The organism is Rhodophyticola sp. CCM32, assembly GCF_004751985.1.
In the GTDB taxonomy this organism is placed as follows: domain Bacteria; phylum Pseudomonadota; class Alphaproteobacteria; order Rhodobacterales; family Rhodobacteraceae; genus Rhodophyticola.
Genome location: NZ_CP038492.1, coordinates 1941180 through 1963686 on the forward strand (window position 1 = coordinate 1941180; position 22507 = coordinate 1963686).

Consider the following 22507-nt stretch of genomic DNA (forward strand, 5'->3'; position numbering starts at 1 on the left):
CGAGAAATCCTTGTGGAAAACGCGCGTTTTCCACCTTTTCGCGATGTTTCTCAGCCCTCTCTACAACACCAGAACCGCCAGTCCCAGAAAGGCGAAGAACCCCACCACATCGGTCACCGTGGTCACAAAGGCGCCGGAGGCCAGCGCCGGGTCCACCCCCAGACGGTTCAGGATCACCGGCACCATGATCCCCGCCAGACCGGCCACCAGCAGATTGATCACCATCGCCACCGCGATCACCCCGCCCAAAGCGGGTGAGCCGAACCAGATCAGCCCCACCACCCCCATGACCAGTGCAAAGACCAGCCCGTTGATCAGCCCGACGCCTGCCTCACGGCCCACAACCCGCACCAGATTCGCGCGGGTCAGATCCTTGGTTGCAAGTGCGCGCACCGCCACGGTCAGGCTTTGCGTCCCCGCATTGCCGCCCATCGAGGCCACGATCGGCATCAGCACCGCAAGCGCCACCAATTGCGAGATCGCCGCCTCGAATTGCGCAATGACCAGCGAGGCCATGATCGCGGTCACCAGATTGACCCCCAGCCAGGGCAGGCGCTGGCGGGTCGTCTCGAACACCCGGTCATTCAGCCCGCCCTCGCCGACACCGGCCAGACGCAGAATATCCTCCTGCGCCTCTGCATCCAGCACAACCATCGCATCGTCGATGGTGATCACCCCTACCAGCCGCCCGTCATCATCCACCACCGGGGCGGAAATCAGGTGATACTGGTTGAAGGCATAGGCCACTTCCTCCTCGGGCTGGGTGCCCGGGATGATCCGGAAACTGTCTTCGGTGATCCCGTTCAACGCCACATCACGCGGCGTCGACAACATCCGCCCCAGGGTCACATAGCCGGTGGGTTTCATCCGCGGGTCGACCAGAACCACATGATAGAACTGCTCGGGCAGATCCGCCTTGTGGCGGCGCAGATGGTCGATCATCTCGCCCACGGTCCAATGCTCGGGCGCGCGCACCACCTCGCGCTGCATCAGACGCCCGGCGCTCTCCTCGGGAAAGCTCAGCGCCTCTTCAACCGCCGCCCGATCCGCCTCATCCAGCGCACCCAGGATCGCCTCTTGCTGCGCATCCTCCAGATCCTCGACCAGATCGACCACATCATCGCTGTCCAGCTCGCGCACCGCGCCGGCCAGCACATGGTCGGGCAGGAACGCGATGACATCTTCGCGCAACCCCTCGGTCAGCTCCGACAGCACCTCGCCATCAATGCCAGTGGACCATAATTGCAGCAGCGCTTCGCGTTCCGCGCCCGAGATCTGTTCCAGAAGGTCGGCGATATCCGCCGGGTGCAACGGCTCCAACAGCGCATCAATGGCCGCCACATCATCGCCCAGCACCGCCCGGCGCACCTGCCCGCGCAGGCTTTCATCCAGCGCATAGCTGTCTCTGTCTTCCAAAAGGATGTCACCCGCGTCACCGGCCATGGACCACCTCGCACCCTGAAATTCGATTTTTGCCTAACACAGCCCTGTTGAGACGGCTATGACAGGGGTGGCAAAAATTGCAACGGGCAAGGATTTCCGATGGGCGAGACATTGCTACTGGGCCAGACCCTGGCCTTTACCGGCGACCCGTTTGCAGAGGGGCCGGATGCGGCCCGGCACGACCCATATGGCGCGGTCCTGATCCGCGACGGAAAAATCGCCGCCACGGGCACCGCCGACACCCTGCGCAGGGCATATCCAGGGGCCTGGATCACCGATCATGGCGATGCCCTGATCCTGCCCGGTTTCATCGACGCCCATGCCCATTACCCGCAGACCGCAATCATCGCCTCCTGGGGCAAACGCCTGATCGACTGGCTGAACAGCTATACCTTCCCCGAGGAAATGCGCTTTGCCGATCCGGCCTATGCGGCGAAAACCGCCAAACGCTATTTCGATCTGACCCTGGCCCATGGCACCACCACAATGGCCAGCTATTGCACCATCCACCCGGACAGCGTCGATGCGTTCTTTGCCGAGGCCAAGGCCCGGAACCTGCGCGTGCTGGCCGGGAAAACCTGCATGGATCGTGACACCGCACCCGAGGGTCTGCGCGACAGCGCGCAATCCGCCTATGATGACAGCAAGGCCCTGCTGAACCGCTGGCACGGGCAGGGCCGGCTCAGCTATGTCATCACACCGCGTTTCTCCCCCACCTCCACACCGGCGCAGCTTTCGGCCCTCGGCGCATTATGGGCGGAACACCCGGATTGCCTGATGCAGACCCATCTGAGCGAACAGAGTGATGAAATTGCCTGGGTCAAATCCCTCTACCCCGATGCGCGCGATTATCTGGACACTTATGAAGCCCATGGCCTGCTTGGCCCGAACGCCGTGTTCGGCCATGCCATCCATCTGGAACCCCGCGAGATCGTGCGCCTGAGCGAGACCGGCGCGGCGCTGATCCATTGCCCGACCTCGAACAGCTTCATCGGCTCCGGCCTGTTCGACATGACCCTCGCGCAGGTAGTTCGCGTGGGGCTCGCCAGCGATACCGGCGGCGGCTCCAGCTTCTCGATGCTCCGCACCATGGCTGCGGCTTATGAGATCGCCCAGCTGCGCGGCAATGCCCTGCACCCCGCCCAACTGCTCTGGCTCGCCACAACAGGCTCTGCCAAAGCCCTGAACCTGCAAGACAAGATCGGCACGCTCGCCCCGGGGATGGAGGCTGACCTGATCACCCTCAACCTTGCATCGACCCCCGCCATCGCCCAACGCAAGGCCCGCGCCAAAGATATCTGGGAGGCGGTCTTCCCCACCATCATGATGGGCGATGACCGCGCCGTCACCCAAACCTATATCGCGGGCCAGCCGCTGAAATAAAGCGTTTTGCTGACCCAAAGCTGTCTTCTCTATCTCAAAAATACTTCCGCCGGAGGCATCCCAAGCCTTCCGCGATCACAACAGCAGACCAATACCCTCAAACGCCCGGCCTTGAACCTGCATCAAATACAGTAATCTCAGATGCAAATGCGCCCTGGGGGGTGGAAAACTCCAGTTTTCCACATGGAATTCTTGAGAATTCCGGCGCTCGGAATTTGCGATGGGGTCGCCCCTGCAAACCGCAAAGCGCGATAGTCGAGGGGCCGGATGCCTTCGGCGAGGATATTTGAAAAGCAGAGAAGCGAGGGCGTCATAAATCAGGGGTCAGACCGCCGCTTCCACCGCACCGACAATCTCATCAACCACCGCCAGCATCAGTGCCTCATCCTCGGCCTCCGCCATCACCCGGATCAAGGGCTCGGTGCCTGATTTGCGGATCAAAAGCCGCCCCTGCCCGTTCAGCTTCGCTTCTCCGGCGGCAATCGCGGCCTGCACGGCGGGCGTATCCAACGGCAATTGCCCGCTGGCATAGCGCACATTCTTCAACAGCTGCGGCACGGTCTCAAAACTCCGCGCCAGCGCGCTTGCAGGCTGCCCGGTCCGCACCATTTCAGCCAGAAACTGTAACCCCGCGATCAACCCGTCCCCGGTGGTGGCATAATCGGTCATCACGATATGGCCCGATTGCTCGCCACCCAGGTTCAGCCCGTGCCGGCGCATCGCCTCCACCACATAGCGGTCACCCACCGGCGTCCGGTGCAGATCAATCGAGCGTTCCGCCAGATACCGTTCCAGCCCCAGATTTGACATCACGGTCGCGGCCAGGGTCTGCCCTTTCAGGCGCCCCTCTTCGGCCCAGCGATTGGCAAACAGCGCCATGATCTGGTCGCCATCGGCCACAAGACCGGTTTCATCAATCAGCATCACCCGGTCTGCATCCCCATCCAGACATATGCCCAGATCGGCACCCATCTCACGAATTTTCGCCGCCGCCGTCTCCGGCGCGGTAGAGCCGACCCCGTCATTGATATTATGCCCGTCCGGGCTGACCCCGATCGCCACAACATCGGCGCCAAGCTCCCACAACACCTCTGGCGCGGCCCGATAGGCCGCGCCATTGGCGCAATCCACCACAACTTTCAATCCATCCAGCCTGAGCCCGGTTGGAAACGTGCTTTTCACCCGCTCCATATAGCGGAACCGGCCATCGTCAATCCGTTTGGCGCGGCCGATATTCTCTGCTTTTGCGGGGTGTATATCCCCCCCCAGCAGGGCCTCGATCTCTGCCTCGGCCTCATCAGACAGCTTGTACCCGTCGGGCCCGAACAGTTTGATCCCATTATCGGTTGCCGGGTTGTGGGAGGCGGAAATCATCACCCCCACATCCGCTCGCATTGACGTGGTCAACAACCCCACCGCCGGTGTCGGCACCGGACCCAGCAGCAGCACATTCATCCCGGTCGATGTGAAACCCGCCGTCAGCGCATTCTCGATCATATAGCCCGACAGCCGTGTATCCTTGCCGATCACCACCCGGTGCGCCCGACTGCCATCGGTGCGGAAATACCGCCCCGCCGCCGCCCCGAGGCGCAGGGCCAACTCGGCAGTCATCGGAAAATCATTGGCCCGTCCCCGCACCCCATCGGTGCCAAACAGCTTGCGTGTCATGCCTTTATTGCCCCCTCACAACCCGGCTCCGGGCGCTGCCCCGCTTGCTGTCGACCAGAGCGAGATCATTTGCCTGTGCACCTCTATATCATGAACGCGCAGCATCTGTATCCCCTGCGACAGCGCCCATAAGCCAACCGCCGCCGATGCCGCGCCCCGCGCCTCGGGCGGGTCCACATCCGCGATCCGCCCGATCATGCCCTTGCGGGACACCCCCAGCAGCACCCCGCAGCCGAGACCGTGAAACAGGCTGATCCGGGTCAGCAGCGCCAGGTTATGCGGGTCGCGTTTGCCAAAGCCGATGCCCGGGTCCACCATGATCCGATGGCGCGGAATACCCGCGGCCTCGGCCCGGGTCACGGCGGCCTCCAGCGCGTCATAGACATCGAGCAGCACATGGTCATAGCGCGGATCATCCTGCATCGTTTCCGGCACACCTTCGGAATGCATCAAGATGACCGGCACACCTGCATCCGCCGCCACCTGCGCCAGACCGGGGTCGAAATGCAGGCCCGAGATGTCATTCACCACCCCCGCCCCTGCGGCGAGCGCGGCCTTTGCCACAACCCCTTTGCGGGTGTCGATGCTGATCGGCGCCGTCACGCCACCCGCCCTCAACGCGGCGATCACTGGAACGGTGCGCGCAATTTCTTCCCCGGCGGGCACTTCCACCGCCCCGGGCCGGGTTGATTCGCCCCCGATATCCAGCATGTCGGCCCCGGTTTCCAACATCTCCTGCACACGCCGCAGCGCCGCATCCGGGGCATTGAAACGCCCGCCATCGGAAAAACTGTCAGGTGTGAGGTTCAGAATACCCATGATCCGGGGGGCATCCAGCGACACATCACAGATATCGGCCCGCGGCGCGGTCAACCGTGCCAGCACATCCTGCGGGACAGCTTCGACCGGAACAACCCGCGACACCGCATCGCGGGACAGAACCTCGACCTGGGTGAAGCGGCACCAGCCATCTGCCAGCACCCGCGCGCCCGGAACAGCAGCGGGGTCATGCAACGGAATTGGTCTGAAATAACGTGCCATGGGCGTCGCCTAGCGCCGCCCGCGCGTCATCGCAAGTGGCAAGACCCCGCCCGCCGCAGTGCAGCGCCAGCGCAAACATCTTGCCCGGCGCCCCCGCACATGGGAGATTTCCCATATGTCCGTTGAAAGCCGCGCCATAGAACCAACCCCGGTGTTCCGCACCGCGCGCATCACCTGCCGCCCGGTCGAGGCTGCGGATACACCGTTTTATGCGGATCTTTTTGCCCGCCAGGAGGTTGTCCGGCATCGCCCGGACCCAACACCGTTTGATGCAGCCCGCAGCGCCACCAGCCTTGGCAAGGATCTGGCCCATTGGACCCGTCACGGGTTTGGCCGATGGGCGCTTGTCCATGCGGGCCGTGTGGTGGGGCTTGGCGGGCTCAGCCTGAAATTCCAGCATCAGGGCCTCAATCTCAGCTATCACCTGCTGCCCGATCTCTGGGGTCAGGGTCTGGCCAGCGAATTTGTGCGCGGCGCCATTGACTATGCCGGTCTGGCCCTGAAGGCGGAAGAGATTTACGGCCTTGTCCGCCCCGCCAACACCCCATCCATCCGGGTGCTGGAGAAAGCCGGGTTCAAACATGCGGGCAGCCATATGATGGGCGGTGCGCCGATGACGGAACTGCGGCTAAAGCTGCGGTAGTGCCTCTGCGGGCCAAGTCTCCACCGGCAGGGCGGCCCCTTGCGGCACGTCTCCACCCAGCAGGATCAGCCGTTCAGCTTCAAAACTTTCTGCCAGCCACAGGGCCAACCCCTCGCCGCGCGTTGCCTGTACACCCGGCCCGTCGACCGCATCCAGCACCAGTTTGGACGGCGCCCAGACGCTGATCTGCCCCTGTTTCATCGCCCAGTCCAGTTCGGTCCGGCTATCGACCACCACGCAGCGGTCATCGCATGCGGCCAGAACCCAGGCATTCTGTTCAATTGCAAGCAGGTCGATGCGCCGCTGTGGCAGCGCATGCGCGGCTTTCGGGCGTGGCAGATCAGATGGCCCGACACAAAGGATCACCGGGGCGCCGCTGCTGTCCAGCAGGTCCAGCACCGCACCCAGATCCGCCCGCGCCATCGCCGCATTCGACAGAAACACGATCAGCGGATGGGGCATCTTGTCGGCCAGCTGCAATTTGGGCTTTTCCGGCGCAGAGCGTACAATTTCAACACCCAGGGCAAACGGACCCCGATCCAGCTTTTCGATCCGCACAAAACAGCGGGCCGCCAAAGGATGGATCAGCACCCGCTCCGCGATGCGGGCGGCAAGGGTTTCCAGCAGGTTTACACGTTCTGCGGCCAGTTCCCCGTCAATCGCCTCGACAATCGTGTCATAGGACAGAATCCGATCCACATCATCGGCGTCAGGATCGGCCTCGGATCGAACTTCGACCACCACATTGAACCGCACCCGCTGCGTCGTGCCACGTTCGGCCTGAAACGCGCCGATTTCCACCTCGCGCTCATGATCGGACAGCGAGATTCGGTCCAGCGGCCCATCGGGCGCCGTGGCTTTGGCCCGTTCCGACGGGTGGGAAAAGGCAAGGCGGGTTTCATCGCTTTTCATCACAGGCTCCGTCTGATCAGCACGATACCATAGATTGGGTCTGCTGTAGCATCACACGACACCCCGCCCGCAACCCGAAAGGCGGCGCGCGGGCGTGTTAAAACGACCCTGTTGGCCTGATTACGTCCGGCGATAGAAGATATGGCTGCCGATCCGTGCCGTGCGCGGATAGACCCGCGCCCAGCGCGGCCGTACCGCTGTGGTGTGGTAATGCGTGGCCCCCTGGGTCAGGCTGCGCGGCGCGCCATCCATCATGATCCGGGCGATCTTACCCAAACGGCGATGCATCGCCCTTTCGGTCACACGTTCCGGCCGGCCATCACAGGTATAGGTGAACTGGCAGGCATTGCGCCGGCCCGTCCCCTCATTGACCACAGCGCAGATCGAATCGGGGTAGTTGCGGCTGTCGACCCGGTTCAGGATCACCTCTGCAACTGCGTATTGGCCGCGAATGCTTTCTCCCCGGGCCTCGAAATACAGCGCTTCGGTCAGGCATTGCCATTGCCGGTTGCCACGCGCACGCGGCATCGCGTCCAGCCGTGCGGCATCATAAATCTCGCGCCCGCCGCGTCGTGAACCCCGTCGCCCGGCCCGGCCCGTATAGGGCGTGCCGATCTGGCGCAGACGGTCCGGCGTCAGCGCCTGGAGCGCCACGCGTTCATCCCCCATCAACGATGACAGACGTATATTGATACCTGATGTCGGGTCAGTTGAAGAGCTTGCGGTCACATCCTGTGCCACCCCTGCCCCTGCCCACATCAGAACACACGCCGCAAAAGCGGCGCCTACCCTTCGTCCCACCATCCGATCCATCCCGGGGCCGGTGCCCCTTTGCACAAATTTCAGCAATTCGACAAAGCTCATACCGAGCGGGCAAAAGATCGTAAAACTGACCCTCAGTTTTGTGAATCGCCTGTATACGCCCCCAACAGGTAGCGCTGTTCCCATTCGGGATTTATGAACCTCGCCTTGTAACGTACAGATCAATCAAGGCAATTTTTTGTCCTGTACCGCGAATTGTGCGGCGGCCAGTTTGGCCACCGGCAGCCGATAGGGGGAACAGGACACATAGTCGAAGCCGGATGCGCGGGAAAAGGCAATCGAATCCGGGTGTCCGCCATGTTCGCCGCAGATCGACAGCGTCAGACCCGGCCGTGTCGCACGCGCCCGTTCGGCCCCCAAAAGCAGCAATTCGCCCACGCCTTCGGTATCCAGACGCTGAAACGGATCTTCGGGAAAGACGCCCTGCTGCACATAGGCCGACATGAACCGGCCCGCATCATCACGGCTCATCCCATAGGCCATCTGCGTCAAATCATTGGTTCCAAATGACAAAAACGAGGCGCTTTCAGCGATCTCTCCGGCCCGCAAGGCCGCGCGCGGGGTTTCCACCATCACGCCCAGGCGAAAATCGAACTTCTTTCCGCTTTCTGACCGGACGGCAGCGGCAACCGCATCAATCCGCGCCTTGACCAGTTCAACCTCGCGCTTGGCGGAGACCAGCGGGATCATGATTTCAGGCACGACCGATGCACGGCCCCGGCTGGCGGCAAGTGCGGCCTCGAAAATCGCCCGGGCCTGCATATCGTAAATCTCGGGCACCGTAATGCCCAGCCGAACCCCCCGCATGCCCAGCATCGGGTTGAATTCCTGCAAGCTTTCGATCCGCGCGGCGACCTGGCTGACCGGCATATCCATCGCTTCTGCCATCGCGCGAATGCCATCGCGATCCGCAGGCAGAAATTCATGCAGCGGCGGGTCGAACAGGCGAATGCAGACCGTCTGCCCCTTCATGAGTTTAAACAACTCGGTGAAGTCCTTGCGCTGCATGGGCAAAAGCCGGTCCAGCGCCGCCGCACGGTCGGCGGGTTCCTCGGCAAAGATCATCTCGCGCATCACGGTCAGGCGGATCGGATCGAAAAACATGTGCTCGGTCCGGCACAGACCAATGCCATCCACGCCGAAGCGCTGCGCCATGGTGGCATCTTCCAGCGTATCCGCATTGACCCGGATGCCGATATCGCGGGCGTCATCGGCCCAGTCCATCAGGGTCGCAAAGGCGCCGCCCAGGGCGGGTTCGATCATCACCGCCTCCCCCGCCAGAACCTCGCCCGAGGAGCCATCAACGGTGATCACATCGCCTTCGTGAAACACCTTGCGCCCCGGCACTGTCAGCGTTTTCTTGCGGGCATCCATCTGCAATTTTGTCGCCCCAGACACACAGGGCAGGCCCAGACCCCGTGCAATCACAGCCGCATGGCTGGTCATGCCGCCCCGCTCGGTCAGGATCGCCTGCGCCGCATGCATGCCGCGAATATCCTCGGGGCTGGTCTCCCGGCGGATGAGAATACAGGCTTCATCCTGCGCTGCCGCGCTTTGCGCGGCTTCGGCAGTGAACACAATCCTGCCCGTCGCCGCCCCGGGGGCAGCGGCAATTCCGCGGGTCAGCACATCGCGGGCGGCATCCGGGTCCACCTGCCGGTGCAAAAGCTGGTTCAGCGTAAAGGGCGGCACCCGGCACATGGCCTCACCCTTTGAAATCACGCCGTCCTCGGCGAGCGCCACCGCAATCTCAACCTCGGCCCGGCCGGACCGGGGGCAGCGCACCGCGTCGAGTATGAACAATTCCCCGTTCATCAGGGTGAACTCGATCTGCATCTCTTCGCGCAGCTTGGCGCGGATCAGCGCACCGGCCTCCCGCAGGGCCGCAACCTGACCCGGGCAGTCATCCTCCAGCGCCGGGCCGCGCGGGTCGGATTGCACGAATTGCGCCTTGTCCTCACTCAACGCTGCGCGGCCCTGACCTTGCGGCAGATACCGGCCGGTGATCTGCGCCTGCCCGCTATTGGCCGAAACGAACTGCACCACGCCTGACCCGCTGGCCCCCTGCCCGATGCCAAGCGCCATGCGCTGCACCACAAGCCCCAGACCCGCATCCGCCGGCGCCCCCTGCGCCTGCCGCAACAGCCGCGCGGTTGTGCCTTCCCAGGCGCGCGCCATCGCGCGCAACACCTCGGTCAACTGGGTGCCGGGATCCTGTGGAAACGGCTCTTCGGTCTCATCCTCGAAATAGATTTTCGCCAGATTCGGGGTGATTGGCCCCTCGAATATATCTGCATCCAGACGCAGAACATCGACCGCGTAGGTCTTTATAAAGCTGAGATAAAGCGCGTCCGCCGCATCCGGGCCATGGGTTTTGGCCAAATCCGCCGCCACCGCGTCATTCATCCCGATATTCAGCACCGAGCCGGGCCCGCCCCAATCGGCCATCTGGCTGGATGACCGCACCGAGACCAGCACACCGGCATCGAACACACCCCAAAGCGCAGACATATTCGGCAGCTTGCCTTTGGCAATTGCCTGCACCGTATCAAAAGGCAGCGCCACCGATTGCGGCACCGGCAGACCCAACCGCGCCAGACGTTGCAGGCATTTCGCCCGGCTGCCGTGACGGGATGCCTTGATATCCGCGCCTGCCGTGATTTCGGTGAAATCTGGGGTCGTCAACATGATATGGACCATTCCTTTGCAGGTGCAGCATAAAATACTGCCCCCACGTCACCTGTCCAGTGTTACATCACACGCCTGTGATATTGGTCAGACACTGCGCTTATATGCCAACACATAAGGACGGAACCGGCTGCAACAATGCCATGGGCGCCAGAGCGTTCAGATACCGACCCTGTGGCGGCTTTGTCCCCAGGTTTTCCATAGAAGGCTGTGGATGGAAGCCCCGCACGCCCGGACAGGTTGCAAAATGGAAGCGTTTCAGCCCTCAACCCGGGCCAGATCGGCGGTCTGGGTGCAGGTTTCCACAATCTGATGCAGCAGGTTCAGACGGTTGCGCCGCACCAGCTGGCTGTCGGCATTCACCTTCACCGCCTCGAAAAACGCATCAATCGGGCCGCGCAACTGCGCCATCCGGGTCATTGCGGTGGCGAAATCCTCTGCCTCCAGCGCCGGTCTGATCGCCGCCTCGGCCTCGCCAAGCGCTGCGAACAGCGCCCGTTCTTCCCCGGTTTCGGCATATTTCACATCCGCCCCATAACGGTATTCGACCCCATCGGCGGCTTCGGCCTGCGCCAGAATATTCGCCGCGCGCCTGTAGCCCTGCAACAGGTTGCCGCCATCCTCGGTCTTGAGGAAATCCGACAGGGCGCGGGCGCGGGCCACCAGAAGGGTCAGATCATCAGAGCCCGGCATGGCAAGGGCAGCGTCGATCACATCATGGCGGATGCCCTCATCGCGCAGATGGACCTTGAGACGGTCGTGGAAAAAAGCTTCCAGATCAGCAACATATGACAGGGTGTTGTCATCCTCACTACCGGTGGCCTCCGCAGAGCCTATGCCATGATGCCGGAAGGCCGCTTTTGAAAGATCGCGCAGGTCAAGCCTGAGCCTGTTGTTCAGAACGATCCGAATGACCCCAAGTGCCGCCCGGCGGAGTGCAAAGGGATCTTTCGAGCCGGTCGGCTTCTCATCAATCGCCCAGAACCCGGTCAGCGTATCGATCTTGTCGGCCAGCGCCACGGCCACGGAGAGCGGCGCGACCGGCACATCATCGGATGGCCCAAGCGGGGCGTAATGTTCTTCGGCCACCACCGCAATCTCATCGGAATACCCGGTGGCTTTGGCGTAATATCGCCCCATAACCCCTTGAAGATCGGCAAATTCATAAACCATTTCCGATGACAGATCTGCCTTGGCAATCTCTGCGGCCTGCGCGGCCTGATCCGCATCTGCCCCGACAAGGGGCGCGATCTCACGCGTCAGGGCGGCAATCCGGGCAATCCGTTCGGCCTGGGTGCCCAATCTGGCGTGAAAGGTCACATTCCCAAGCTGGTCCAGCCAGGGCGCCATGCCGTCGCGCGCCACGCGCAGGTCATTTTCCCAGAAGAATTTCGCATCCGACAACCGCGCCGCCAGCACTTTCTCATTGCCCGCCAGAATGGTTGCGCCGTGATCCGCGGTTTCCCGGTTGGCCACGGTCACAAACCGTTCAATCCGCCCGGTTTTCGGGTTGCGGACGGAAAAGAATTTCTGATGTTCGCGCATGCTGCTTTGCAGCACTTCCGCCGGCAGGTCCAGAAACGCCGGGCCGATCTGCCCCATCAGGACAACAGGCCATTCCACCAGCCCGGCCACCTCGGCCAGAAGGCCCTTGTCCTCGACCAGTTCCAGCCCGGCGGCAAAGGCGATATTGCTGGCATCCTCCCAGATATGGGCGGCGCGGTCCTCGGCGGACAGCATCACCTTCGCGGCTTTCAGCTTCGCCTCGTAATCCGCGAAAGACACAACGGAAAACGCGCCGGGCGCCATGAACCTGTGGCCCTCGGTCTCGGCCCCCGCAACGATGCCATCCAGCGCGAACGGCACCACCTCATGGCCATCCTCGGCGCTCAGCACACAGAGGATCCGGTGCAGGGGCCGCACCCAGCGCAGACTGCCCGCGCCCCAGCGCATGGATTTGGGCCAGGGAAAATTGCGGATCACATCGGGCAGCAATCCGGCGATGATCTCTGCCGCAGGCCGCCCCTCTTTCACCATTTCCGCGAAATAGAAACGGCCTTTTTTCTCATCCCTGATCTCAAGCTGGTCCCTGGTCAGCCCGACAGAGCGCAAAAACCCCTCCAACGCCTTTTCCGGCGCATCGGCCCGGGGCCCGCGCCGGTCTTCGCGCAGGGTGGGTGAGGCGCCAAGCACCCCTTCCACCGTCAGCACCAACCGGCGCGGCGTCGAAAACGCCCCTGCGCTCTCATAGGTCAGCCCGGCCTCGACCAGCCCGTCGGTCACCAGCTTTTTCAGATCCTCGGCCGCGCGTCTTTGCATGCGGGCCGGGATTTCCTCGGAGAACAACTCCACCAGCAGGTCAGGCATCGCTCAATTCCTCTCAGGCGCGGGCGGGCAATTCACAGGCAGCGGATCACCGGCAAAGGCGGCCTCTCCGCAAGGGTTGATCTGCGGCCAGGCATAACCACGCCCATCGCCGGTGATCGCCACGATCCGGTCAATTCCATAAGGCGTATTGGCCTCGCCCAGAAAGGCCAGGGCGCTGCCATCTTCCAGCGCCGCGCCAATGGCTGCGGCATCAAAACACGTGAACCATCCGGGCGCGATCAGGGGCGCGGCGGTCTCATATGGCTCGAAACTCTCGGTCAGGGTGGGCAGGCTGACCGGTGTTGTGAAACAGGCCCGGAACCGCAGCGGGGATGTGCCCGCATCAATGCCTTCAAACCCTTCGGTCAGCAGGGGTTCCACCACACCCTGAAAACTGGTCAGACGAATCTGGGCCGCCGGCGCATCCGCCGCGACCGGTTCATAATAGGCCTGGGTCTGGAACCACCAGAGTGTGGCCCCGAAAACGGCGGTCAGAAACACGATGATAAAGGCCATGATCTTCCCGCTCATGCCACAGCCGGGTCAGTTTCGGCGGTCCAGCCCCCGGCCCCGGTCCTCACAAAAGCGTCGGCGCATTGTTTGGCCAGCGCCCGGACCCGGCCGATATAGGCCTGTCGTTCGGTCACACTGATCACACCGCGCGCATCCAGCAGGTTGAACATATGGCTGGCCTTGATGCATTGATCATAGGCCGGGTGGGCCATCACGATCCGCTTGCCGGTTTTCGGGTCCTCATCGGCCTCCCCCAGGATCGCCTGACAGGCGGCTTCGGCCTCTTCGAACTGTTTCAGCAGCACGGCGGTGTCGGCCACATCGAAATTCCAGCGGCTGTATTCCTCTTCGGTCTGGCGGAACACATCGCCATAGCGCAGCGGGATCGGAGCGGAGGGGTCGTTGAACGGCATCTCCATCACATGGTCCACGCCCAGCACATACATCGCCAGCCGTTCCAGCCCATAGGTCAGCTCGCCTGAGACCGGGCGGCAATCATGCCCGCCCACCTGCTGGAAATAGGTGAATTGCGAGACTTCCATGCCGTCGCACCACACCTCCCAGCCCAGACCCCAGGCCCCCAGCGTCGGGCTTTCCCAGTCATCCTCGACAAAGCGGATATCATGCAGCGTCATATCAATCCCGATCGCCTCAAGCGACCCCAGATACAGCGCCTGCAAATCCGGCGGCGAGGGTTTGATCAGCACCTGATACTGATAGTAATGCTGCAACCGGTTCGGGTTTTCCCCATAGCGCCCGTCCGTGGGCCGGCGCGAGGGCTGCACATAGGCCGCGGCCCAGGGGTTCGACCCCAAAGACCGCAGGGTCGTTGCCGGGTGAAACGTGCCCGCGCCCACCTCCATGTCATAGGGTTGCATGATCGCGCAGCCCCGTGCCGCCCAATAGGTTTGCAAGCGCAGGATGATCTCCTGAAAACTCTTTGGCTGGACAGGTTCGGGCATAAGGTATTTTCCGGTGCTTCAAAGCTTCGCGCTTCCATACGTGTGACCCCTTCAAGGGTCAATTGGCACAAAGCTCATATTTCGGGTGCAAATTCCGCCCGTTTTGATAATTTGCGCCGACAGAATGCGGGCATTACCGCCCGGGCATCATACGATATGAGGTTTGTTTTTATGACACGAGGCTTTACGCAAGTTTGTCTTGCGATCGGCATTGCTTTATGCGCCGCGGTATTTTCCGCACAGACTGCACATGCACAGGATCGGGTCTGGATCCAGATCGAGGCCCATCCGGATCTGGCCACCGCTGAAAGCCGGGTGCGCGCCTATTCCCGGCTGATCGACAATGTGAATGGCTACCGGCTGGCTTCAGGCTGGTATGCGGTGGCGCTTGGCCCATTCACGCCGGGCAACGCCAATCAGCAACTGACCAATCTGCGCGCACAGGGGTTGATCCCGCGCGACAGCTATGTGGAGCTGGGCACCATCTACCGGCAGCAATTCTGGCCCGTGGGCGCAAACACGCTGACGGCGCAGCCGGTGGCCCCGGCCTTGCCGGAAACATCCGACCCCGTTTCCACCGCCACCGCCACCGTCGAAACCATCGAACCCGCAGCGCCCGTCGCGCCGCCGGAAGAAACCGCCGCCCAGGCCCGCCAATCCGAACGCGCGCTTGATCGTCCCGCCCGTGAGGCCCTGCAAATCGCCCTGCAATGGTTCGGGTTCTACCAATCCGGCATCGACGGCGCTTTCGGCCCCGGCACGCGCCGCGCCATGTCAGACTGGCAGACCGCCCAGGGGCTGGAGCCCACGGGCATCCTCACCACCCGCCAGCGCACCCAGCTGCTCGACACCTATACCGGCGAACTGGCTGCCCTTGGCATGGGGCCGATCCGCGATATGCGCGCAGGGATCGAAATCAACCTGCCCCTCGCGATGGTCCGGTTCGACCGCTATGAATATCCTTTTGTCCATTACACCAGCAGAGCGGAATCCGGTGTTCAGGTGCTGCTGATCTCCCAGACCGGGGATCGCGCCACCCTGCATGGGCTTTACGAGATCATGCAAACCCTCGAAATCGTGCCGCTGGAAGGCGAACGCACCCGTGGCGATGACAGCTTTCTGCTCACCGGCCAAAGCGCCAGCCTGCGGTCCCATACGGTTGCGCGTCTGGAAAACGGTCAGGTGAAAGGCTTCACACTGATCTGGACACCTGACCGCGACGCACAGATGGCCCGCGTCCTGCCGATGATGGAACAAAGCCTGACCTTCCTCGACGAAACACTGGACCCGGGCGCCACGGATCCGGGCAGCGAACAGGGGATTGACCTGATCTCGGGGCTTGAGGTGCGCCGCCCGGATATCAGCCGCTCGGGCTTTTACGTGGATGATCAGGGCGCTGTGCTGACCACAACCCAGGTTGTCGGCCAGTGCACCCGCCTCATGATCGACGATGTGTATGAAGCCGATCTGACCTATCGCAATGATGATCTTGGCCTGGCGGTCCTGCGGCCGCAGAACCGGCTTGCCCCCCTTGCCCATGCCGCTTTCGCCAGCAGGCCCCCGCGGCTCCGCGCGGATATCGCGGTTGCGGGCTTCCCTTTCGACGGCGCGCTCTCAACCGCCTCGCTGACCTTCGGCACCCTTGCCGATCTCACCGGCCTGAACGGGGAACAGAACATCCAGCGGCTGGATATCACCTCGGAAGACAGCGATGCAGGCGGCCCGGTCCTTGATACATCCGGCGCCGTGCTGGGCATGATGCTGCCCGAGGCGGCAGAGGGCCGCGCCCTGCCCGATGGCGTCAGCTTCGCCCTGCGCGGCGACCAGTTGACCACGGTCCTGGCCGAAGCCGGTGTCACCCCCGCCATCGCCACCGGTGGCCGGACACTTGGCCGCGAAGCGCTGGCCCGGCTTGGCGCGGATATGACCGTTCTGGTCAGCTGCTGGAACTGACCTGACAAACAGCCCGGGGGCCTATGCCCCCGCGCCCCTTCTTCTTGTCCCAAATACGCCCGCCGGAGGCGTCCGACAGCCGCCACCGGAACAGTCTCTGGCGGATAACCCCAGCCGCGAGACAAACGCCCAGGCGGGCCAAGGATGGCTCCCGCAGGGGGCCTGACGCGGCCCGCCCCCGCTCTGCCGGGCCATCCCCCCGCATACATATGACGGGAAACCCTCCTTCCCCTTGCAGCCCCCCGCAATATGTTGCACCACCACGAACAGGTATCAGGAACGAGACAGCGCAATGGCAGACGGCACGATGAGCAGCGATATCAAACCAACCGAAGAAATCTCGGTCCGTGAGAGTTTTGGCATCGACAGCGACATGAAGGTCAAGGCTTTTGCCGAAGCCAGCGACCGGGTGCCCGCCATCGACAGCACCTATAAATTCGACCCCGATACCACGATGGCGATCCTAGCCGGGTTCAGCCATAACCGCCGGGTGATGATCCAGGGCTATCACGGCACCGGGAAATCCACCCATATCGAACAGATCGCCGCCCGCCTGAACTGGCCCGCCGTGCGGGTGAACCTCGACAGCCATATCAGCCGGATCGACCTGATCGGCAAGGATGCGATCAAACTGCGTGACGGCAAACAGGTGACGGAATTCCACGAAGGCATCCTGCCCTGGGCCCTGCGCAACCCGGTTGCAATTGTCTTTGACGAATATGATGCGGGCCGTGCGGATGTGATGTTCGTCATCCAGCGGGTGCTGGAACATGACGGCAAGCTGACCCTTCTGGACCAGAACGAGATCATCACCCCGCACCCGTCTTTCCGCCTGTTCGCAACCGCAAACACCGTGGGTCTGGGCGACACCACCGGTCTTTATCACGGTGTTCAGCAGATCAACCAGGCACAGATGGACCGCTGGTCGCTGGTCGCGACCCTGAACTATCTCAGCCATGATGCCGAGACCCAGATCGTGCTGGCCAAGACCCCCCATTACAATACCGAGGCCGGGCGCAAGCAGATCGCCCAGATGGTCACCGTGGCCGACCTGACCCGCACCGCTTTCATGAACGGGGAGCTTTCCACCGTCATGTCACCGCGCACGGTCATCAACTGGGCCGAAAACGCGTCGATCTTCCGCAATGTGGGGTATGCGTTCCGCCTGACCTTCCTCAACAAATGTGATGAGCTGGAACGCCAGACCGTGGCCGAATTCTACCAGCGCTGCTTTGACGAGGAACTGCCGGAAAGCGCCGTGTCGATGAGCATGGGGTAACCCCGGGACCGGGGCGGGTTTTCCAGCTGCACCACCCCGGTCAATGGATCATATCACCAATCCTGATTTGACTCCGCCCCCGACCCGTCGCCCAATCCCCCCCGCAACAGACGGGAGCACCCCATATGCATATCGGCCTGATCGGCGGCATCGGCCCGGCCGCCACCATCGTTTATTACCAGCGCCTTATCACCCGGATGCGCACGCTGGACGCCCGGCTTGATCTGACCATCGTTCAGGCCGATGTCTTTGATCTGATCCGCAACAACAATGCCGATAACCGGAGCGCTCAGGCCCGGATTTATGCCGAACTCCTGACCCGTCTGAAAGACGTGGGCGCCGATTGCGCCGCGATCACCTCGCTTGGCGGGCATTTCTGCTATGCCGAGACCAAGGCGCTTTCCCCCCTGCCCCTGATCAGCGCGATCACCCCGCTTGATGCGGCCTTTGCCGCCGAGGGGATGACCACCGTCGGTCTGCTGGGCACCGAGGGTGTGATGCGCACCGGCCTTTACGGGCAGATGACCCGGACCCGCACTGTCGCCCCTGAAAACGATCTGCACGGGATTGGCCAGCTTTATCAGGAGATTGCGGTCGCGGGCCGCTGTACCGATGCGCAACGCACCCGGCTGTTCGATGAGGGCCGGCGCATGATCGAGGATCAGGGTGCGCAGGCCATCGTGATGGCGGGCACCGATCTGGGTCTTGCTTTCGATGGGCATGACCCCGGATACCATGTCATCGACGCGCTTGACATCCATGTGGCGCTGCTGGCCCGTCTTGCTTCGGGTCAGATCGGGTTACGCGATATCGGCTGAGCCGTTACCCTCAAGCCCGATTGACTGCGGCGTATGGACATGGAACATCTTTGACCATGCTTCATCCCACTGATATCGCCGCCGCTGCGACCCGCATCGCCCCTTATATCCGCCACACCCCCGCCATGAGTGTTGAACCCGGCGCAATCGGGCTGGATTACCCGATCCTGTTCAAACTGGAACACACGCAGGTGACGGGGTCCTTCAAGGCGCGCGGCGCGTTCAACAACCTGCTCAGCCGCGAGGTGCCGGGGGCAGGCGTCGTCGCCATCTCCGGCGGTAATCACGGCGCTGCCGTGGCCTTCGCCGCCACGGAACTGGGCCATCAATCGACAATCTTCGTACCCGCCGTGATCGCCAAGGAAGAAAAACTCCGCCGTATCCGCGCCTTCGGGGGTGAGGTTGTCCTGACCGAAGGTTCCGTCGCCGACGGGATGGCGGAATATAACGAATACGCCGAAAAGACCGGCGCGCTGTCTGTCCATCCTTATGACACGGCCCCGACACTTGCAGGTCAGGGCACGGTGGCCAAAGAGATTGAGGATCAGCTGGACGGGCTTGATACGATCCTGGTTGCCACCGGCGGCGGCGGGTTGATCGGGGGCATCGCCGCCTGGTTCGGGGATCGCGTGAATGTCGTCTCGGTCGAGACCGAAGGCACCAATACGCTGGCCCTGTCCCTGAAGGAAGGGCCCGATATCGAGGTGGCCGCCACTGGTATCTCGGCCGGGTCACTGGGTGGCCATACCATCGGCACCCTGCCTTATGAAATTGTCACCGAACGGGTGAAAACCGCCATCGTTCTGCCCGATGCAGAGGTTTTCACCGCCGCCCGGAAATTATGGGAAGGCACCCGCCTGCTGTGTGAGCCGGGAGCGGCAACCGCGCTTGCGGCGCTGACCTCAGGGGCCTACAGACCGGAACCCTATGAACGGGTCGCCGTTTTGCTGTGCGGTGGCAATGCCGAAACCGACTGGTTCGCTGGCTGAAGCGTCCCCCACCACACCCATCCCACGCACATCTCTGTCCTGTTAAAGGCGAAACGCCACAGATGACAGATTTGCGGAATTTCGTGATTTCCCCAAACGACCGGGTTTTGTTACCCTGATTGCAGGATCCACTGGGGGATCCAAAGCTGCCGGGACGAGCAGCTCACGACAGAAAGGGTAACACGATGCGCGCAAGACGCCTTTGCGCCGCCATGGTCATGGCGGCATCACTACCCCTGCATTCACCGGCAAATGCCGCCCCCATCCTTTGGCCCGCTGATGGCGCGGGCGAGATGGACCTGGCCTTTCACTGCGCCGCAGTGATGACCGCCTTCGGGCATGCCTATGAATTCGCAACCCAACTAACCGGAGCCACAGGCGCCCCCCGGTTCCAGACCCCGGCCCGACTGGTCGATCTGGCCGGTGGATCTGAACGACTGGGTGATATTGCCGAAACCGCCAATACCTGGCGCGACCATTGGGAAAGCATGGCACGGACCAGTTTCTACCCCCGTCTGACCCAAAGCGGCACACCTTATTTGGCGGATGACGGGCTGGAACTGCAAAGCGCGGTCACCCGCTGCGCGGCGCATTTCGAACTCTGATCTGCCCGGATCAGCGCGACAGGCGCGAGCGATACCCACCCCCGCCCTGTTTCGCAGGGTGTTCAGTTGCATCGTCTTGATTTACAACCAAGATGGGCACCACTACGGCAGAATTGCAGGTGCCTGATATGCCGATGCGCCGCAGGGGCCCGCGACATTGGTGGATGATGCGCGTTTCCGGGTCCGTGATACGGGGATTGCCCCTTTGGCACAAAGCGCCCGCACGGTTTTGAAGGATCAATGCACCGCAATCGTGGCCTCCTGCCGCGGCGGCTGGCAAATGCTGCGCTCGCGCGGGCCCAGCCAGATTCAGTTCTGGTTCATCGCCCTGGTCATCGGCATCGCCGCAGGGTTTGCCGCCCTGGCCTTTCGCATGGGGATCAACGCGTTACAGACCCGGCTTTACGGGGTCGAGGATGTGCGCATGCTGCATTCCTTTGCCGAAAGCCTGCCCTGGTACTGGATATTGGTGATCCCGGCCCTTGGTGGTCTGGTTGTCGGGCTGATCCTGCACTGGTTCACCCCGGATGGGCGCGTCCGTTCGGTCGCGGATGTGATCGAGGGCGCAGCACTGGACAATGGGCGGGTGGAACAAAAGGCGGGGCTGGCCTCGGCCGTGGCCTCGATGATCACGCTCGGCAGCGGCGGCTCGTCAGGGCGCGAAGGGCCGGTGGTGCATCTGGCAGCGGTGATTTCATCGCGCGTGTCAGACTGGATCAAGGCCGACGGGGTCACCGGGCGCGACCTTCTGGGCTGCGCCGTGGCCGCCGCTGTCAGCGCGTCATTCAATGCCCCGATCGCGGGGGCGATTTTCGCGCTTGAGGTCGTGCTGCGCCATTTCGCCGTGCATGCCTTTGCGCCGATTGTCATCGCCTCGGTTGCGGGCACCGTGATCAGCCGGCTGGAATTCGGCAATGTGACCGAGTTCACCCTGGGCCATGACAGCGCCCTGCAATTCTATGTGGAACTGCCTGCTTTCCTGATCCTCGGACTGATCTGCGGGTTGATCGCCGTGGCCTTCATGCGGGCCACATTCTGGGCCGAGGATATGGGATCATTGATGCAGCGTCTGGCGCGGTTGCCCCGCTGGCTGCGCCCGGCAGTGGCCGGTGTGCTGCTTGGCGGCATCGCGATCTGGTTCCCGCATATTATCGGCGTGGGCTATGAAACCACCTCCGCCGCCCTGACCGGAGAGTTGCTGTTGTATGAGGCGATTGTGTTTGCGGTGCTCAAAACCATTGCGGTGGCCATCACCGTGGGCGGGCGGATGGGCGGCGGCGTCTTTTCCCCCTCGCTGATGCTGGGGGCGCTGGCCGGGCTGGCCTTTGGCATCATCGCAACCGGGCTTCTGCCCGAGGTCTCGGGCTCGGAAACGCTTTATGCGCTGGCCGGTATGGGGGCGGTGGCCGCCGCCGTTCTGGGGGCGCCGATTTCCACCACGCTGATCGTGTTCGAGCTGACCGGCGACTGGCAGACCGGGCTGGCGGTGATGGTGGCGGTGTCGATGTCCACCGCGCTGGCCTCAAGACTGGTGGACCGGTCTTTCTTTCTGACCCAGCTTGAGCGGCGCAATATCCATCTGGCGGCGGGGCCGCAGGCCTATCTGCTGTCGATGTTCCGGGTCGGCAAGGTGATGCGACCGATGAGCCATGAAAACACAGCCCCGGAAGAGGCCCTGCTGACCCTGATCGAACAGGGCGTGTTCACCGACGCCCATGCGACCCTGGAACGGGCCCTGCCGATTTTCGAACGCACGGGCCTTGATTTCATCCCTGTGGTGCAACTGGCCCCCGGGGATGCGCCCCCCGCATTGGAGGGTGCCCTGTTCCATGTGGATGCGTTGAAAGCCTATAACAGCGCCCTGGCGGCCACAGCAGCGGAAGAGCATAGCTGAGGGGGCGGGTCACCACAGGGTTTCACCCCGATCGCGACAGGCTGGATGCAACGCAAAGCCTGATTGCCGGAATTCTGCAGAATTCCGAACGGGAAAACTCCAGTTTTCCCTGCCGTTTTCCCTGCGGAAAACGGCATAGGCGTCCGACATCAAAGCTGCTCCACCGTGATACGGTCGGTATAGAACGCGATATGGTCCTTGATGCCGGCCACCGCCTTTATCGGGGCTTCATAGCTCCAGGCGGCATCGGTCAGTTCTTCATCGGGTGAGGTGACCGTGTAATAGGTCGCAGCCCCTTTATGGGGGCAGGTGGTTGTTTTGCTGGTCTTTTCCAGAAAGGCCATGCCGATATCCCCGCGCGGGAAATAGATCACCGGGGGATAGCTGCCTTCGATCAGTTCCAGCGCCTGATCGCTTTCCCCGATGACGGCCCCACCGGCGCGCACCACCCATTTGCCTGCCGCTTTGCGAATAGTGATATGATCGGACATGTTTTTTCCCTCCCTCGATTGGTGTCATGGACATGG

The 22507-nt window shown here is 62.7% G+C and carries 18 protein-coding genes; 8 read left to right on the plus strand and 10 right to left on the minus strand.

The genetic code is table 11. From position 1 onward, the window contains the following. Positions 1–60 precede the first annotated feature (60 nt). Complete coding sequence (gene mgtE, locus E2K80_RS09460) at positions 61–1443, minus strand: magnesium transporter (protein WP_135374788.1); 1383 nt, start codon at positions 1441–1443, stop codon at positions 61–63. Positions 1444–1542: 99 nt separating this feature from the next. Here mgtE and guaD point away from each other — a divergent pair, with 99 nt between their 5' ends. Continuing rightward, entirely contained in the window at positions 1543–2826 is a 1284-nt protein-coding gene (guaD, locus tag E2K80_RS09465) for a guanine deaminase (RefSeq protein ID WP_135374789.1), read from the plus strand. A 324-nt stretch (positions 2827–3150) separates the two neighbouring features. On the opposite strand, the gene glmM is transcribed toward guaD, so the two are convergent. Together glmM and folP are read right to left on the minus strand one after the other, a co-directional pair. Continuing rightward, complete coding sequence (gene glmM, locus E2K80_RS09470; RefSeq protein WP_135374790.1) at positions 3151–4494, minus strand: phosphoglucosamine mutase; 1344 nt, start codon at positions 4492–4494, stop codon at positions 3151–3153. Between the two features lie 15 nt (positions 4495–4509). Continuing rightward, positions 4510–5535 carry a dihydropteroate synthase gene (gene folP / locus E2K80_RS09475; protein WP_135374791.1) on the minus strand — a complete coding sequence of 342 codons (1026 nt, stop codon included), beginning with the start codon at positions 5533–5535 and terminating at the stop codon, positions 4510–4512. Positions 5536–5650: 115 nt separating this feature from the next. Between folP and E2K80_RS09480 the strand changes: the two genes are divergently transcribed. Continuing rightward, complete coding sequence (locus tag E2K80_RS09480) at positions 5651–6178, plus strand: GNAT family N-acetyltransferase (RefSeq protein ID WP_135374792.1); 528 nt, start codon at positions 5651–5653, stop codon at positions 6176–6178. Here the strand turns inward: E2K80_RS09480 and E2K80_RS09485 are convergent. The 6 genes from E2K80_RS09485 to E2K80_RS09510 all read right to left on the minus strand — a co-directional run bounded on the left by E2K80_RS09485 (position 6164) and on the right by E2K80_RS09510 (position 14442). Continuing rightward, entirely contained in the window at positions 6164–7090 is a 927-nt protein-coding gene (locus tag E2K80_RS09485; protein WP_135374793.1) for a dihydroneopterin aldolase, read from the minus strand. The genes E2K80_RS09480 and E2K80_RS09485 overlap by 15 nt on opposite strands. Positions 7091–7210: 120 nt before the next feature. Beyond that, positions 7211–7831 carry a cell wall hydrolase gene (locus E2K80_RS09490; RefSeq protein WP_238475476.1) on the minus strand — a complete coding sequence of 207 codons (621 nt, stop codon included), beginning with the start codon at positions 7829–7831 and terminating at the stop codon, positions 7211–7213. Between the two features lie 246 nt (positions 7832–8077). Then, on the minus strand, positions 8078–10600 hold the full coding sequence (locus E2K80_RS09495) for a putative PEP-binding protein (RefSeq protein WP_135374794.1): 2523 nt from the start codon (positions 10598–10600) through the stop codon (positions 8078–8080). A gap of 258 nt (positions 10601–10858) precedes the next feature. Next, positions 10859–12967 (minus strand): glycine--tRNA ligase subunit beta, encoded by a 2109-nt coding sequence (glyS, locus tag E2K80_RS09500; RefSeq protein WP_135374795.1) that lies wholly within the window; start codon positions 12965–12967, stop codon positions 10859–10861. A gap of 3 nt (positions 12968–12970) precedes the next feature. Further along, entirely contained in the window at positions 12971–13498 is a 528-nt protein-coding gene (locus E2K80_RS09505; protein WP_135374796.1) for a DUF6446 family protein, read from the minus strand. After that, complete coding sequence (locus tag E2K80_RS09510) at positions 13495–14442, minus strand: glycine--tRNA ligase subunit alpha (protein ID WP_135374797.1); 948 nt, start codon at positions 14440–14442, stop codon at positions 13495–13497. Before E2K80_RS09510 ends, E2K80_RS09505 begins: the two co-directional genes overlap by 4 nt. A gap of 171 nt (positions 14443–14613) precedes the next feature. On the opposite strand from E2K80_RS09510, the gene E2K80_RS09515 reads away from it, so the two are divergent. The 6 genes from E2K80_RS09515 to E2K80_RS09540 all read left to right on the plus strand — a co-directional run bounded on the left by E2K80_RS09515 (position 14614) and on the right by E2K80_RS09540 (position 21980). Beyond that, positions 14614–16395: a serine protease gene (locus E2K80_RS09515; protein WP_135374798.1), complete on the plus strand. Its 1782-nt coding sequence runs from the start codon at positions 14614–14616 to the stop codon at positions 16393–16395. 292 nt (positions 16396–16687) lie between these two features. Further along, positions 16688–17674 carry a cobaltochelatase subunit CobS gene (gene cobS / locus E2K80_RS09520; RefSeq protein ID WP_135374799.1) on the plus strand — a complete coding sequence of 329 codons (987 nt, stop codon included), beginning with the start codon at positions 16688–16690 and terminating at the stop codon, positions 17672–17674. Positions 17675–17799: 125 nt separating this feature from the next. Beyond that, entirely contained in the window at positions 17800–18492 is a 693-nt protein-coding gene (locus E2K80_RS09525) for an aspartate/glutamate racemase family protein (RefSeq protein ID WP_135374800.1), read from the plus strand. Between the two features lie 56 nt (positions 18493–18548). Beyond that, complete coding sequence (locus E2K80_RS09530; protein WP_135374801.1) at positions 18549–19481, plus strand: threonine/serine dehydratase; 933 nt, start codon at positions 18549–18551, stop codon at positions 19479–19481. Positions 19482–19666: 185 nt separating this feature from the next. Beyond that, on the plus strand, positions 19667–20086 hold the full coding sequence (locus E2K80_RS09535; protein WP_135374802.1) for a hypothetical protein: 420 nt from the start codon (positions 19667–19669) through the stop codon (positions 20084–20086). Between the two features lie 280 nt (positions 20087–20366). After that, positions 20367–21980, plus strand: coding sequence for a chloride channel protein (locus E2K80_RS09540; protein ID WP_210405476.1), 1614 nt, complete (start codon positions 20367–20369; stop codon positions 21978–21980). A gap of 149 nt (positions 21981–22129) precedes the next feature. Here the strand turns inward: E2K80_RS09540 and E2K80_RS09545 are convergent, their stop codons facing one another. Next, complete coding sequence (locus tag E2K80_RS09545; protein WP_135374803.1) at positions 22130–22471, minus strand: DUF427 domain-containing protein; 342 nt, start codon at positions 22469–22471, stop codon at positions 22130–22132. Between the last annotated feature and the right edge of the window lie 36 nt (positions 22472–22507).

What these genes read in the sequence shown, in the direction of transcription:
- mgtE (WP_135374788.1), bottom strand. Translation starts at nt 1,443, where the DNA reads ATGGCCGGTGACGCGGGTGACATCCTTTTGGAAGACAGAGACAGCTAT.
- guaD (WP_135374789.1), top strand. Translation starts at nt 1,543, where the DNA reads ATGGGCGAGACATTGCTACTGGGCCAGACCCTGGCCTTTACCGGCGAC.
- glmM (WP_135374790.1), bottom strand. Translation starts at nt 4,494, where the DNA reads ATGACACGCAAGCTGTTTGGCACCGATGGGGTGCGGGGACGGGCCAAT.
- folP (WP_135374791.1), bottom strand. Translation starts at nt 5,535, where the DNA reads ATGGCACGTTATTTCAGACCAATTCCGTTGCATGACCCCGCTGCTGTT.
- E2K80_RS09480 (WP_135374792.1), top strand. Translation starts at nt 5,651, where the DNA reads ATGTCCGTTGAAAGCCGCGCCATAGAACCAACCCCGGTGTTCCGCACC.
- E2K80_RS09485 (WP_135374793.1), bottom strand. Translation starts at nt 7,090, where the DNA reads ATGAAAAGCGATGAAACCCGCCTTGCCTTTTCCCACCCGTCGGAACGG.
- E2K80_RS09495 (WP_135374794.1), bottom strand. Translation starts at nt 10,600, where the DNA reads ATGTTGACGACCCCAGATTTCACCGAAATCACGGCAGGCGCGGATATC.
- glyS (WP_135374795.1), bottom strand. Translation starts at nt 12,967, where the DNA reads ATGCCTGACCTGCTGGTGGAGTTGTTCTCCGAGGAAATCCCGGCCCGC.
- E2K80_RS09505 (WP_135374796.1), bottom strand. Translation starts at nt 13,498, where the DNA reads ATGAGCGGGAAGATCATGGCCTTTATCATCGTGTTTCTGACCGCCGTT.
- E2K80_RS09510 (WP_135374797.1), bottom strand. Translation starts at nt 14,442, where the DNA reads ATGCCCGAACCTGTCCAGCCAAAGAGTTTTCAGGAGATCATCCTGCGC.
- E2K80_RS09515 (WP_135374798.1), top strand. Translation starts at nt 14,614, where the DNA reads ATGACACGAGGCTTTACGCAAGTTTGTCTTGCGATCGGCATTGCTTTA.
- cobS (WP_135374799.1), top strand. Translation starts at nt 16,688, where the DNA reads ATGGCAGACGGCACGATGAGCAGCGATATCAAACCAACCGAAGAAATC.
- E2K80_RS09525 (WP_135374800.1), top strand. Translation starts at nt 17,800, where the DNA reads ATGCATATCGGCCTGATCGGCGGCATCGGCCCGGCCGCCACCATCGTT.
- E2K80_RS09530 (WP_135374801.1), top strand. Translation starts at nt 18,549, where the DNA reads ATGCTTCATCCCACTGATATCGCCGCCGCTGCGACCCGCATCGCCCCT.
- E2K80_RS09535 (WP_135374802.1), top strand. Translation starts at nt 19,667, where the DNA reads ATGCGCGCAAGACGCCTTTGCGCCGCCATGGTCATGGCGGCATCACTA.
- E2K80_RS09540 (WP_210405476.1), top strand. Translation starts at nt 20,367, where the DNA reads ATGCTGCGCTCGCGCGGGCCCAGCCAGATTCAGTTCTGGTTCATCGCC.
- E2K80_RS09545 (WP_135374803.1), bottom strand. Translation starts at nt 22,471, where the DNA reads ATGTCCGATCATATCACTATTCGCAAAGCGGCAGGCAAATGGGTGGTG.